Source organism: Escherichia sp. E2562 (assembly GCF_005781075.1).
Lineage (GTDB): Bacteria > Pseudomonadota > Gammaproteobacteria > Enterobacterales > Enterobacteriaceae > Escherichia.
Window position 1 is genome coordinate 73,659 of record NZ_VATM01000004.1, and the last position, 11,846, is coordinate 85,504.

18 protein-coding genes are annotated in these 11,846 nt (G+C 56.9%); 2 read left to right on the forward strand and 16 right to left on the reverse strand.

Annotation, left to right across the window (positions count from 1 at the left end; all coding sequences use genetic code 11):
• Positions 1-2: 2 nt before the first annotated feature.
• The 16 genes from FEK43_RS07180 to FEK43_RS07255 form a co-directional block, all read right to left on the reverse strand.
• A complete protein-coding gene (locus tag FEK43_RS07180) occupies positions 3-533 on the reverse strand; it encodes a phage tail protein I (RefSeq protein ID WP_105291091.1) in 531 nt (176 codons plus the stop codon).
• Positions 526-1,434 (reverse strand): baseplate assembly protein, encoded by a 909-nt coding sequence (locus FEK43_RS07185; RefSeq protein ID WP_135406315.1) that lies wholly within the window; start codon positions 1,432-1,434, stop codon positions 526-528. The genes FEK43_RS07180 and FEK43_RS07185 overlap by 8 nt, the downstream gene beginning before the upstream one ends.
• A gap of 4 nt (positions 1,435-1,438) precedes the next feature.
• Complete coding sequence (locus FEK43_RS07190; protein WP_105283078.1) at positions 1,439-1,786, reverse strand: GPW/gp25 family protein; 348 nt, start codon at positions 1,784-1,786, stop codon at positions 1,439-1,441.
• The gene (locus tag FEK43_RS07195; protein WP_048256448.1) at positions 1,783-2,418 is read right to left on the reverse strand and encodes a phage baseplate assembly protein V; all 636 of its coding nucleotides are present in this window, start codon (positions 2,416-2,418) and stop codon (positions 1,783-1,785) included. Before FEK43_RS07195 ends, FEK43_RS07190 begins: the two co-directional genes overlap by 4 nt.
• A gap of 66 nt (positions 2,419-2,484) precedes the next feature.
• Entirely contained in the window at positions 2,485-2,937 is a 453-nt protein-coding gene (locus tag FEK43_RS07200; protein WP_001001767.1) for a phage virion morphogenesis protein, read from the reverse strand.
• On the reverse strand, positions 2,930-3,397 hold the full coding sequence (locus FEK43_RS07205) for a phage tail protein (RefSeq protein ID WP_135406314.1): 468 nt from the start codon (positions 3,395-3,397) through the stop codon (positions 2,930-2,932). The genes FEK43_RS07200 and FEK43_RS07205 overlap by 8 nt, the downstream gene beginning before the upstream one ends.
• A complete protein-coding gene (gene lysC, locus FEK43_RS23015) occupies positions 3,360-3,623 on the reverse strand; it encodes an Rz1-like lysis system protein LysC (protein ID WP_223155667.1) in 264 nt (87 codons plus the stop codon). Before lysC ends, FEK43_RS07205 begins: the two co-directional genes overlap by 38 nt.
• The gene (gene lysB / locus FEK43_RS07215; protein WP_135406313.1) at positions 3,505-3,930 is read right to left on the reverse strand and encodes an Rz-like lysis system protein LysB; all 426 of its coding nucleotides are present in this window, start codon (positions 3,928-3,930) and stop codon (positions 3,505-3,507) included. The genes lysC and lysB overlap by 119 nt, the downstream gene beginning before the upstream one ends.
• Positions 3,918-4,343 carry a DNZ54_00345 family protein gene (locus tag FEK43_RS07220; protein ID WP_135406312.1) on the reverse strand — a complete coding sequence of 142 codons (426 nt, stop codon included), beginning with the start codon at positions 4,341-4,343 and terminating at the stop codon, positions 3,918-3,920. The genes lysB and FEK43_RS07220 overlap by 13 nt, the downstream gene beginning before the upstream one ends.
• Positions 4,344-4,357: 14 nt before the next feature.
• Complete coding sequence (locus FEK43_RS07225; RefSeq protein WP_069898860.1) at positions 4,358-4,855, reverse strand: glycoside hydrolase family 104 protein; 498 nt, start codon at positions 4,853-4,855, stop codon at positions 4,358-4,360.
• Entirely contained in the window at positions 4,855-5,136 is a 282-nt protein-coding gene (locus FEK43_RS07230; RefSeq protein ID WP_000123123.1) for a phage holin family protein, read from the reverse strand. Before FEK43_RS07230 ends, FEK43_RS07225 begins: the two co-directional genes overlap by 1 nt.
• A 3-nt stretch (positions 5,137-5,139) precedes the next feature.
• On the reverse strand, positions 5,140-5,343 hold the full coding sequence (locus tag FEK43_RS07235; RefSeq protein ID WP_000846409.1) for a tail protein X: 204 nt from the start codon (positions 5,341-5,343) through the stop codon (positions 5,140-5,142).
• Positions 5,343-5,852, reverse strand: a complete 510-nt coding sequence (locus FEK43_RS07240) for a head completion/stabilization protein (RefSeq protein ID WP_135406311.1) — start codon at positions 5,850-5,852, stop codon at positions 5,343-5,345. Before FEK43_RS07240 ends, FEK43_RS07235 begins: the two co-directional genes overlap by 1 nt.
• 99 nt (positions 5,853-5,951) lie before the next feature.
• Positions 5,952-6,695: a terminase endonuclease subunit gene (locus FEK43_RS07245; protein ID WP_135406310.1), complete on the reverse strand. Its 744-nt coding sequence runs from the start codon at positions 6,693-6,695 to the stop codon at positions 5,952-5,954.
• 3 nt (positions 6,696-6,698) lie between these two features.
• A complete protein-coding gene (locus FEK43_RS07250) occupies positions 6,699-7,772 on the reverse strand; it encodes a phage major capsid protein, P2 family (protein ID WP_001248558.1) in 1,074 nt (357 codons plus the stop codon).
• A 58-nt stretch (positions 7,773-7,830) separates the two neighbouring features.
• Entirely contained in the window at positions 7,831-8,685 is an 855-nt protein-coding gene (locus tag FEK43_RS07255; protein ID WP_097462598.1) for a GPO family capsid scaffolding protein, read from the reverse strand.
• Positions 8,686-8,858: 173 nt separating this feature from the next.
• Here FEK43_RS07255 and FEK43_RS07260 point away from each other — a divergent pair, with 173 nt between their 5' ends.
• Together FEK43_RS07260 and FEK43_RS07265 are read left to right on the forward strand one after the other, a co-directional pair.
• On the forward strand, positions 8,859-10,631 hold the full coding sequence (locus tag FEK43_RS07260) for a terminase ATPase subunit family protein (RefSeq protein ID WP_000156861.1): 1,773 nt from the start codon (positions 8,859-8,861) through the stop codon (positions 10,629-10,631).
• The gene (locus FEK43_RS07265) at positions 10,631-11,665 is read left to right on the forward strand and encodes a phage portal protein (protein ID WP_138158476.1); all 1,035 of its coding nucleotides are present in this window, start codon (positions 10,631-10,633) and stop codon (positions 11,663-11,665) included. Before FEK43_RS07260 ends, FEK43_RS07265 begins: the two co-directional genes overlap by 1 nt.
• Positions 11,666-11,846: the final 181 nt, after the last annotated feature.

The following is an 11,846-nucleotide window of genomic DNA, read 5'->3' on the forward strand; positions in this document are numbered from 1 at the left end:
ACTTATCCGGGATAAACAGTAATAACATCACCATCACAGACCACACCGCCTGTATACAGATAGCCGGGAATGTCCTGGATAATGTTCAGACCGATAAGGTGGCGACTTGCGGGTTTGGCATCGGCAATCAGCCGTTCCATTTCCAGATACATCTCCTCCGTGATGCCGCTTTCCAGTACGCCGATATCAAGGCGGAAGGTTCCGGGCGGGTCGTTTGTCTCCCACCATTCCTTTACGTTAATGAGATAGCCGAGCGGCTCCACCACACGCCGGATTGCGCCGATAGTGCCTTTATGACAGTGGATGAAATAGGCATCGCGGATAACGGCGCGTTTTGTCGCTTCCGGCCACTTTTCATCCCACCTGTCGACCGAAAACGCCCACGCCAGCCACGGCAGCAGATTTGCCGGACAGGAGTCCGGGTTCCACAGCTCACGAATACTGACCGGTGTTTTTTCAATTTCCGCACAGGCTTTTGCGGCGGCGACCTCAAGCGGTGATGAGCCGGTCGGCAGCAGTCGCGAATCACTCATCCGAGCCTCCGGTCACGACGCTGTATTCGGTGCAGAAAGACGCCTGCGTACTGTTGAGCACGATGTCAGCCAGCGGTGCAGTCAGTTCGACACGCTGCACGCCTTCCACATGCAAAGCGGCATAAATGGCAGACAGACGAATGTCGCGCCCCAGCCGGTGCTGTGCCGTGATGTACGCTTCCAGTTTTTTCACGGCGGCGGCGCGGATGGGTTCGCTTTCTGGACCAGGGTAAAGATACAGCGTGGCGTTTATCTGGTATTCAACAATGGCGGCAGACTGCACGGTCACACGGTCAGCCACCGGCCTGACGTCCTCGCCATTAAGAGCGTTACGCACCACAGCCAGCAGGTCTTCGGATGCGACACCGTTATTTTCTCGGGACAGCACGGAGATAGTGACACAGGCCGGAGACGGACTGGTGACAGAGATATCCGCGACACGCCCGTCGGCACTGCGACCATGATACTGATAGGCTCCCACCGACCCGGCAACGCTTAAACCTTCAAACGCCTGCTGAATACGCAGACGATAATCGGTGTCAGATTCCATCACTGCCGGTGTCGGCGGGATGGTCGAATCATCTGCCGGGATGATAATCAGGCGTGTGGTGTTGTAATTGGCACCAATCACATCAAGGTCATTACCGGCGGCACAGGCCAGCATCACCGCCCGTGCGGCCTCATTCACACGCTGACGCCAGATAAGCTCACGATAAGCATTTTCTTCCAGCAGTTTGACGAGAGGCTCCGATTCCAGCGTCAGGGTACGGGCGACCGCCTCCTGCTGGTCTTCCGGGTAAAGGGAAATCAGTGTCGCCTTGCGTTCGGCAAGAATGGTTTCAAAGTCCAGCTCCTCGACCACATCCGGTGCGGGTAGCTGGTTCAGGTCGATAATCGGCATGGTTTCAACTCACAGGGATGGTTAACGAAAGTGGCTGACCGGTGTCGTTGTGCTGACCGGTTAACGTGACCGTCATTCGCCCGTCAAAACTGCGCGCCGTGGTGACGGATGACAGGGTGACGCGGGGTTCCCATTTCAGCACCGCCATGTAACAGGCGACCTTAATCTGCAACTCAAGCGCCGGGGTCTGCGGCTGGTCAATCATTGACGCCAGCAACGAGCCGTAATCACGACGCATCACCCGTGAGCCGACCGGTGTACGCAGGATATCGCCGATACTCTGGCTGATATGCTCAAGGTCAGTGACAGTCAGGCCATCACTGCGACTCATTCCGAGATAACGCGCTGTCATAAAGGACTCCCGGTTGTGCCGCCGCTGTCGCCGGGGTGTTTATGGGTATGCAGTACCTTACCGTTTGATGAAAGTTCACCACCGGTGTGTTCAATGTTGCCGCGCATCGTCCCGCCCTTCTGCACTTCCAGCGTGCCGGTGATCAGCCTGTTTGTGCAGACCACCTCCGGCGTGTCCAGAGTGACGCGGGTTGATGCTTTCACCGTGACCACCGGCACCGTGGCAGTAACAGAATCAGAAGCCGTCACGCTGGCCGTTTTAATTCCGCTTACCGTGAGTGCACTGGTTTCAGGTTCATACTCAATCACCGCCCCGTCAGGGAAACGGATATGCAGGGCATCCGCCGACGCAGACGGCGCGGGGTTATCGCCGGAATAAATCCCCGGCAGAACGAACGCCGTGTCGAGTTCACCGCCCACGGCCAGAATCAGCACCTGTTCCCCCACGGAAGGTGCCCACCATGTGCGCGAACGTCCTGCGCGATGGGTCAGCCACTGAAGCCAGTCGGTGCACATACCGCCGGTCTGCACACGGCAGCGACCGGCGTTAAGGTCGGTTTCGACGATAATGCCGGTGCGGATCATGTTGCGCAGTGCGCGCGCGAGTTCCTGAATATTTGCGAGAGTGTTCATAACGGGAAGGATGCCGCCGGGTCATACCGGCGGCAATGTGACGATGAGGTGTCAGGAATGGCACAACTAACGGTCGAGGTGAGCAAGGATAATCTCTTCAATCATCTGCACATCCTCACCGGTAAAGCCGAGCAGAGGACGCGCCGGATAATCAATTTTCTTACCGTCTTTCCGGTTTTCTTCCGACAGGCCGAACTGATGCACACTGGCGATTTTCGGTGACTTTCCGCCGTAAAACTCCATTGATGCCTGTTCAGGGCTGGCGCGGATATGCAAAAAACGACTGGTGATAAGTTTCGCAAACATTTTTCGCTTAACGCGACCGGTCTTTTTTCTGGCGCTCTGCTGCTGGCGTGGCGCGTAGGGTGTGCCGTCCGGAGCTTTCTGTGCCATCACCCGGCGCTGCTGACTCTGACGCAGACGTTTCGCCAGTTCGGCGCTCAGTCGCCGACGCCCTGACGGTGACAGCGATTCAATAAGTCCCGCCAGCCGGTCTTCAAAACGCTTAAACTCATTCATCCCACTTGCTCACCAGTTCGCCATTGATATAAAGCTCCATCGGGCGGGTGACCGGCTCCGGCGGCGGGGGTTCCGGGATATTCTTCACATGCAGTGCGCCGCCAACCTCACTGACCAGCGTGCGCTCGGTCAGCATCAGGCTGATACTGATATCAAAGCTGCTGTCATTGTTGATGTCTACATAAAACGTGAAGCCCTTTTTCTGGCCTTCGTCGGTGGTCATGATGTCGGGCTGATTTTCCCGCAGCCACGCCAGCACCGGCACAATGAGCAGGTCAAAATCACCGGTAAAGTCGGTCACAATCACATTGAGCGTGTAACGCTTTTCGAATGACAACGACGCCGCCAGTGTGGAGGCAATACTCCCGTTATCCACGAAAATCCGCAGCATCTCGGGACTGGTTTTCAGCACCGTGACGGCATCAGTCAGCGCCCTGCGCAGGCTGTCGGGTTTGAGCATCGTTTTCGTCCTGACAGTGTTTAATCATTTTTACCTGGCTGGCACAGCGTGCCAGCGCGTTCTCAAGCTGCCGGATATCGGCACTTAAATCGCCGTTCGTCTGCGGGTCACTGCCCGGCATCGGGCAAAGGCTCACTTTCGGGCAGGCGTTGGCGACAATCACTGGCGTCAGTGCAGGCCGGACGCTGGTGCAACCGGCGCACAGCATCAGGCAGGTCAGCGCCATACCAGCGGCGAAAATCCTCGTTTTCATTAAGTAACCTCGTGATGGTTTTCTCGCGCTGTGCTTCACGTTTCGCGGCGTTCTCCAGTTCCTGACGCAGTGCCACCTGCGCCAGCTCGTTTTTGTCTGCCCTGGTGAGGGCAACATGAAGCTGATTTTTCAGCATGGTGATGGTCGTCTGCTGCCCGCTGGCGACGTTGTTCGCCCTGCCCAGCGAGGCGCGCAGTCTGGCGTTTTCATGCTTCGCCAGAAACAGCCCCGCCACCGCCAGTGATAACAACACGACCAGCACAATCATCAGCTTTGACATAGTTCCCGCCCCTCAAAACGCTGACGACAGGCCGTACGTATCAGCCGGAAAAACAGCGATGCCACGAGATAAATCAGTGCGGTAAAAATCCACCCGGCAGCGACCAGCGAGATAAACGTCGCCACCATCACCACCAGAGCCGCCGCCCGTCTGCGCCACGGCACCGGCTGCAAAAACAGCGACGTGACAATCTTCACGGCCAGCGATTCCGGCGGCAGCTCCCGTCCGTAGCGTTCCAGCACATACTCAGTGGCATACACGCCGACACCACCGGCAACCACACAGATAACCGTCGCCAGAATCGCCCAGGCAGCGACAAAACTGACGGCCACGCTCTGCGGGTAAATCAGGGACAGTGCCAGCATCAGTGCCAGCGACACGTTCAGCATCAGTGAAAGGGATAATTTCTTCATGGTGTTTACTCCGTTTAAGCCGGTACGCCGCCAGCGGTACGCCAGACGGTGACCAGTTTTTCCAGTGAATGCTCACGCTGACCGTAACCGGCACCCGGCAGGGACGCCCAGATATTGCGACAGCGTGAAATGGCGCGCTCAATGCGTCCCGCCCGGATGTCCTCCAGCGCACCGCGTTCGCGGATCAACTGAATGGCGAGCCTGTCCTGTGACAACGGACTGAAATCCGGCAGGGCAAGCTGTTTGCGGTAGTGCGGCCAGAACAGGTAAAGCTGCTGATAGCGACCGGAGGCCGTGGATTTTTCACCGCGACGGTTAAACACCTTCGCCGGTCGGCCATGCGCGAACGGGTGGTCACTATAGTCGGTGAAAATTTCCGGCTTCCCGTCCAGTCCGGTGACTATCACGTCATAGCCCCGGTTTTTCGTCAGCGGATGATTCGCCGTCCCTTCGGACACCGCCAGCATGTCGAGAAAGGCGGCGATATTCTGATGCGTGTTAATTACCGGCATTACGGTTTCCCCCTGCCCTTAAAGCGGCGCTGAATGGCTATCTCAATCACCTGATAACCGGCGATACCCAGCATGGAGCCGATGCCGCACACCGCAGGCAGTGACAGGTCAGGAAACTGCACCAGAACAACACCGGCAACCATCGAGACAAAACCACCGAGCAACATGCGCCCGATAAACAGACGCGGGGTGATGGGTTCGCCACCGGCAAGCACCTTGCCGACAACAATCAGCACCCCAATCATGAAAAGCGACAGGACGCTTTTTTCTTCTGCTGTCATGCGTTACTCCCACAGATTGACAGTTTCAGCCACGGGCGCGGTCTGAACGTCGGGCAGTTCGACGGCGGTGCCGTGCGGCAGCACCGCACCCAGTTCAGCCAGTCCCGGATTTGCGGCGAGCACAGTCTCGACCACGCCCTCAGTGCGCCCGTAATACCGGACACAAATGGCGTCGAGCGTGTCGCCCTGTAGCGCAAAGGTCTTCATCAGATTTGACTCACGATGCAGCGCGGCTTGTCCTGGATGCGCGCCACTGCCCAGCGCATATCCCGCCACAGCTCATCAATGGTGCTGTCAATGCTGTCAACCTTCTTGTCGCCTTTCGCACTGGCATCCACGCCACGATAACGCTCATAAAGCGACGCGGTCGCCATCGCACACACGGCGCGCTCGTAGTAAAAAACTTTGATGTTTTCACCGTCGATGTCGTCCGCCGGGACGTCCGCCAGACGCGTAAAACCGGCGGCAATTTTCTGTTCGCGGTACTCGTACAGCTCCGCATTGGTCTCCGCCATGCCTGACTTGATGGCCTCACGCAGACGGGCGGGGGCGACGGTCTGCTCAAGGCGCATACGTTCCCGGACGCGCTTCGGGTCGATATCGGGAAAAAAGAACGTGTTTTTAATCACCGGCTCGTCGCCTGCCGGTTGCGGGATGACCACCGTACCCTCACCGGACACGGGAGCCTCCTTTCGCGGAATAATCAGCGTCATCATGACTACCTCTGAAAAGTCGGGCGGTGGACGCCGGTACAGCGTCAGGTGATTCACCCTCACTGACCGGCGTGCCGCCCTGGCGCGGGGCGCATTCGGTTGTTAACTGGCTTTCTTTTTCGGGCGTCCACGTTTTGCCGGTGTCACGCTCCGGGTCTTACGCGGGGCGCGGGGCGCTGCTTTGGGCTGCGGATCCGGCTTCGGTTTCAGCTCCCGCTCCAGTCGTTCAATCTCTTTTTTGACGCCGGCCTGACAGTCGAGCTGTGTCGCACGTTGCAGGTGCGCCAGCGCACCGGCGGCATCACCACCGTCACGCAGAAACAGACCGGTGATTTTATGCAGCTTTGCGCGCACTTCATCAGGCATGTCAGCCATGGCGGTCAGTTCGAGGGTGTCCGTCAGCAGGCGGGGATCCACAGACTCACCGGCAGCGTGGGCGCGCATGGCCGCGAGCGCCACCTCCTCGGTGAACATGTACGGCGGGGTGCGGCGGTGTTTACCCGGCATGGTCAGGCCGTACTTCAGGGCATAACGGGCAATCTCCAGCGCACCGGCAATATCGCCGGTATCCAGACGCCACAGCATGACTGTCATCAGAATGTCATCCTGTGCACCTTTGCCCTGCTCCAGCACGCCGTTCACCCACGGCAACCAGAACGGCAGCAGTTCGCGTTTTTTCGCGGCCTTCAGCTCTTTTGAATAAATCGCTTTCAGTGTGCGCTGGTCTGCGGCGAGCTTAACCAGCATCTGCTCATAGACAGTTGCATGTCGCAGCGGGGCGGCTTCCCGCTGCGCGGTCATCGCTGCCGAGACCCGCATCATGTGGCGCTGTGCGGGACTCGTCATCGGTTACGCTCCCGGCTCTGCGGTCGCCTTAGCCGGTGTGGAGAAATCACCGACCTTAATTTTTTCCACCAGACAACCGGCGGCGTAGTCTTCCACCACGTAATCAATGTTCATTGACTCGTAGTTCTCCACGCGGTCGAGTTTCGGGTTTTCCTCAATCACGCGGCGATGGCTGTCATCCATGTAGTAGATGGACAGGTTTTCCAGCTTCGTGATGAGCATCGCATCCGCCGGGAAGTACGGGACGCGTACCGCCGGCAGGTTACCGATGCGTTTCTGGCTGATGATGACGTCAGCGGCCAGCATTTCGCTGTTGTCCTGCTCCTTGTTAACGATGGGGAAATACTTGTCCGCCAGTAGCTGACGTCCCACAATCACCACAAGATCAGGGTCTTCCTGATACCACGGTTCAATCAGGTTGTTGGTCGCATCCATCACCAGTGCATCAAGGCTGGCATAATCACCGCCCTTACCCACGCGGATAACCTCAGAGGTGGTGCGGCCTTCCTCGTCAGTGACCTTGCTCATCACGCGCGCCGGGGCTTCATTGCGGTATTTCTGCAGCCAGCCGACCGCCACATCCTGCAGCATCGGATTGCTGCTGCGGTCAGAGGTTTCGGCACGCTTCACGCCGTTAAAACCGGCCATGATGAAATCAAGGGACTGGCGTTTGATAATGGCGTTACGGATACGGAGCTGGAAATCCTGATAACGCGCCCACAGGTCAAGCGTTTTGTAGCGGATATAAAAATCGAAGTTAATCTGGTCGCATTCGTACTTGTTAGACGCCAGCTTCGAGAAGTCCTTCGGCTGACGCTCGGTGCCACCGGCGGTGTCGGTGGTGCTGGCGATGGAGCCGGTGACACCGATACCAATTTTTTCCCCTTTCATTTCGCTGACCGGCACAATGTTGATGCGGGTCAGAAAATCAGAGGACTCCTGCATGGTGTTCATCAGGGTCTGGGTGACCGACGGTTCAACGGTGAATTTTTTCGACACATCACCGGCGTCGATGCCGTTCAGTTCGGCAACACGGGACAGGTAGGCATTAAATTTAAAGCGGGTTTCCTGGCGCATAGTTTTTCCTGAAATTAAGGGTTAATCGTGAAGGTTTTCCCGGACTGACTGACGCCAGTCAGCAGTTCGTCATCAGGGCGTCACCGCCACCGCCGGTGGCCTTGCTGCGGCGCTGCTGGGTCAGACTTTCGGTGTGGTCGAGACTGTTTTTCAGGCGGGTGAATGCCTGACTGGTTTCATCCGTCCTGTCAGTCACCTCCTGCTTAAGTGCGGAAAAGGCGGTTTCCATCTCTGCGAGGCGCTGCTCAGTGGCGCTCAGTTTTTCCTGCACATGTTCAGCAACAGCGGTCACCGCTTCATGCACGTCATTCAGACGGGCGTCATCGCTGGCCTGTTTGCGGCCAAAAATGGATTTCACCTTTTCGGTCAGGGCGGTGAACACGGTTTCAGGCAGGTCTTCAAATTCCAGCTCAACGGGCGTTGCCACTGAAATCAGGTTTTCAGGGCTTAATTTGAAGCGGTTCAGAGGGTTGTGTTTTGCCGTGCGGCAGAATTCCAGGTATTCCGTGCCGAGGCTCGCCGGGTCATCGGTGACGGCCAGACCCACCAGATAACATTTGCCGGTATTGGCAAAGTTCGGCTGAATTTCCATTGAGGTGTAGACCTTCTGCGCGGCCTTGTTCATCGCGATAAGGTCATCGGTCGGGGTGATTTTCGCAAACAGCGCCCATTTGCCTTTCAGCGCCGAATCGTCATCAATCTTTTCGGCCTTCAGTTCGGCCACATCGCCATAACGTTTAAAAATACCGTCAGGCAGGATGCCGCGCAGATGTTCCAGGTTAATGCGGCAACCATAGACACGCGGGTCAAAGGTTTCGGCCATTTCCTGAATATCCTGCGCACTGATGACACGCCCGTCACAGGTGTCACCCTCAACGCCGATACGAAAGAATTTTGAGACTTTTTTTGCCATTGTCAGGAGTCCTGAATAGTGATTAGAGGAGTCACATGTCGGCATCAGTTTCCCGACGATACGCATCCTCCGCCATCAGTCCCGGATGGCTTATCACTGACACAACAGCACCTTAGCGAATCGCGGGGCGCGACTCAGTAGCCTTGCCGTGTATTCATCACGGCGAGGTATTCATGACCATCACCACAGACACCACTCTTTTACACGACCCGCGTCGTCAGGCGGCGCTGCTGTACTGGCAGGGGTTTTCCGTACCGCAGATTGCCGCCATGTTGCAGATGAAACGCCCGACGGTGCAGAGCTGGAAACAACGCGACGGCTGGGACAGCGTTGCCCCCATCAGCCGTGTCGAAATGAGTCTGGAAGCGCGGCTGACCCAGCTCATCATCAAACCGCAGAAAACCGGTGGTGACTTCAAGGAAATTGACCTGCTCGGACGCCAGATTGAACGACTGGCACGGGTCAACCGCTACAGTCAGACCGGCAACGAGGCAGACCTTAATCCGAACGTCGCTAACCGCAACAAAGGCGGACGGCGCAAACCGAAAAAGAATTTTTTCAGTGACGAGGCCATCGAAAAGCTGGAGCAGATTTTCTTTGAGCAGTCTTTCGACTATCAGTTGCACTGGTATCGTGCCGGGCTTGAGCACCGCATCCGCGATATCCTGAAATCCCGCCAGATTGGCGCGACGTTTTATTTTTCCCGCGAGGCGCTGCTGCGCGCCCTGAAAACCGGTCATAACCAGATTTTTCTGTCGGCCAGTAAAACGCAGGCGTATGTGTTCCGTGAATACATCATCGCCTTTGCCCGGCTGGTTGACGTTGACCTGACCGGTGACCCGATTGTCCTGGGCAATAACGGCGCAAAACTGATTTTTCTCGGCACCAACTCCAACACCGCACAGAGCCATAACGGCGACCTGTACGTCGACGAGATTTTCTGGATCCCGAATTTTCAGGTACTGCGTAAGGTGGCATCAGGTATGGCCTCACAGAGTCACCTGCGCTCGACCTATTTCTCCACCCCGTCCACGCTGGCGCACGACGCCTACCCGTTCTGGTCGGGTGAACTGTTCAACCGGGGACGCGCCAGCGCCGCCGAACGCGTGGAAATCGACGTCAGTCATAACGCCCTTGCCGGAGGTCTTCTCTGTGCGGACGGCCAGTGGCGGCAGATTGTCACCATTGAGGACGCCCTGAAAGGTGGCTGCACGCTGTTCGACATTGAGCAGCTCAAACGTGAAAACAGCGCCGACGATTTTAAAAACCTGTTCATGTGTGAATTTGTTGACGACAAGGCGTCGGTATTCCCGTTCGAGGAGCTGCAACGCTGCATGGTCGACACGCTGGAAGAATGGGAAGACTATGCGCCGTTTGCCGCGAATCCGTTCGGCTCCCGCCCGGTATGGATTGGTTACGACCCGTCACACCGTGGCGACAGTGCCGGATGCGTGGTGCTGGCACCGCCGGTGGTGGCCGGTGGCAAATTCAGAATACTTGAGCGCCATCAGTGGAAAGGCATGGACTTTGCCACCCAGGCGGAATCCATCCGCAAACTCACCGAAAAATATAACGTCGAATACATCGGTATTGATGCCACCGGCCTCGGTGTCGGCGTGTTCCAGCTCGTGCGCTCGTTCTATCCCGCCGCGCGCGACATCCGCTACACGCCGGAAATGAAAACCGCAATGGTGCTCAAGGCAAAAGACGTTATCCGTCGTGGCTGTCTGGAATATGACGTCAGCGCCACCGACATCACCAGCTCGTTTATGGCTATCCGCAAGACCATGACCAGCAGCGGACGCAGCGCCACCTATGAGGCCAGCCGCAGCGAGGAAGCCAGCCACGCCGACCTCGCCTGGGCGACCATGCACGCCCTGTTAAATGAGCCACTCACTGCCGGTATCAGCACCCCGCTGACATCCACCATTCTGGAGTTTTACTGATGAGCAAGAAAAAAGGGAAAACACCGCGACCTGCGGCAAAAAAAATGACCGCCAGCGCCCCGAAAATGGAGGCATTCACCTTTGGTGAGCCGGTGCCGGTACTCGACCGCCGTGACATTCTGGATTACGTCGAGTGCATCAGTAACGGCAGATGGTATGAGCCACCGGTCAGCTTTACCGGTCTGGCAAAAAGCCTGCGTGCTGCCGTGCATCACAGCTCACCGATTTACGTCAAACGTAATATTCTGGCCTCGACATTTATCCCGCATCCGTGGCTTTCGCAACAGGATTTCAGCCGCTTTGTGCTGGATTTTCTGGTGTTCGGTAATGCGTTTCTGGAAAAGCGATACAGCACCACCGGTAAGGTCATCAGACTGGAAACCTCACCGGCAAAATATACCCGCCGTGGTGTGGAGGAGGATGTTTACTGGTGGGTGCCGTCCTTCAACGAGCCGACACCTTTCACGCCCGGCTCAGTGTTTCACCTGCTGGAGCCGGATATTAATCAGGAGCTGTACGGCCTGCCGGAATATCTCAGCGCCCTTAACTCTGCCTGGCTGAATGAGTCGGCCACGCTGTTCCGCCGCAAGTATTACGAAAACGGCGCACATGCCGGATACATCATGTACGTCACCGATGCCGTGCAGGATCGCAACGATATCGAAATGCTTCGCGAAAACATGGTTAAGTCGAAAGGCCGCAATAACTTTAAAAATCTGTTTCTCTATGCCCCACAGGGGAAAGCCGACGGCATTAAAATTATCCCGCTCAGTGAAGTGGCAACGAAGGACGATTTTTTTAATATCAAAAAAGCCAGCGCCGCTGACCTGCTGGACGCGCACCGCATCCCCTTTCAGTTGATGGGGGGCAAGCCGGAGAACGTCGGGTCGCTGGGTGATATTGAGAAAGTGGCAAAGGTCTTTGTCCGCAATGAGCTTATCCCGTTACAGGACAGGATTCGGGAAATAAACGGCTGGCTCAGTCAGGAGGTCATCCGCTTTAAAAACTACTCACTGGACACTGACAACGGCTGAACATCGCCGCCTGCGGGCGGCTTTTTTACAACCCGCCATCACGCCCTCACACGCTCACCACCGCACAAAACAGCCCGCAGACACCCAACGCCCCGGCGCACAATCTAAACGCCGTCACGACGCGCTCAGACGCTGAAAAAATAAAATCAGCACCACCGCCAGCGCGCAGTGCTTTCCCCGC

Coding starts and splice junctions, on each gene's coding strand:
- FEK43_RS07205 (WP_135406314.1), bottom strand. CDS start 3,397: ATGCTCAAACCCGACAGCCTGCGCAGGGCGCTGACTGATGCCGTCACG.
- FEK43_RS07245 (WP_135406310.1), bottom strand. CDS start 6,695: ATGACGAGTCCCGCACAGCGCCACATGATGCGGGTCTCGGCAGCGATG.
- FEK43_RS07230 (WP_000123123.1), bottom strand. CDS start 5,136: ATGACAGCAGAAGAAAAAAGCGTCCTGTCGCTTTTCATGATTGGGGTG.
- lysC (WP_223155667.1), bottom strand. CDS start 3,623: ATGGCGCTGACCTGCCTGATGCTGTGCGCCGGTTGCACCAGCGTCCGG.
- FEK43_RS07185 (WP_135406315.1), bottom strand. CDS start 1,434: ATGCCGATTATCGACCTGAACCAGCTACCCGCACCGGATGTGGTCGAG.
- FEK43_RS07195 (WP_048256448.1), bottom strand. CDS start 2,418: ATGAACACTCTCGCAAATATTCAGGAACTCGCGCGCGCACTGCGCAAC.
- lysB (WP_135406313.1), bottom strand. CDS start 3,930: ATGTCAAAGCTGATGATTGTGCTGGTCGTGTTGTTATCACTGGCGGTG.
- FEK43_RS07255 (WP_097462598.1), bottom strand. CDS start 8,685: ATGGCAAAAAAAGTCTCAAAATTCTTTCGTATCGGCGTTGAGGGTGAC.
- FEK43_RS07265 (WP_138158476.1), top strand. CDS start 10,631: ATGAGCAAGAAAAAAGGGAAAACACCGCGACCTGCGGCAAAAAAAATG.
- FEK43_RS07200 (WP_001001767.1), bottom strand. CDS start 2,937: ATGAATGAGTTTAAGCGTTTTGAAGACCGGCTGGCGGGACTTATTGAA.
- FEK43_RS07180 (WP_105291091.1), bottom strand. CDS start 533: ATGAGTGATTCGCGACTGCTGCCGACCGGCTCATCACCGCTTGAGGTC.
- FEK43_RS07190 (WP_105283078.1), bottom strand. CDS start 1,786: ATGACAGCGCGTTATCTCGGAATGAGTCGCAGTGATGGCCTGACTGTC.
- FEK43_RS07220 (WP_135406312.1), bottom strand. CDS start 4,343: ATGAAGAAATTATCCCTTTCACTGATGCTGAACGTGTCGCTGGCACTG.
- FEK43_RS07235 (WP_000846409.1), bottom strand. CDS start 5,343: ATGAAGACCTTTGCGCTACAGGGCGACACGCTCGACGCCATTTGTGTC.
- FEK43_RS07225 (WP_069898860.1), bottom strand. CDS start 4,855: ATGCCGGTAATTAACACGCATCAGAATATCGCCGCCTTTCTCGACATG.
- FEK43_RS07260 (WP_000156861.1), top strand. CDS start 8,859: ATGACCATCACCACAGACACCACTCTTTTACACGACCCGCGTCGTCAG.
- FEK43_RS07250 (WP_001248558.1), bottom strand. CDS start 7,772: ATGCGCCAGGAAACCCGCTTTAAATTTAATGCCTACCTGTCCCGTGTT.
- FEK43_RS07240 (WP_135406311.1), bottom strand. CDS start 5,852: ATGATGACGCTGATTATTCCGCGAAAGGAGGCTCCCGTGTCCGGTGAG.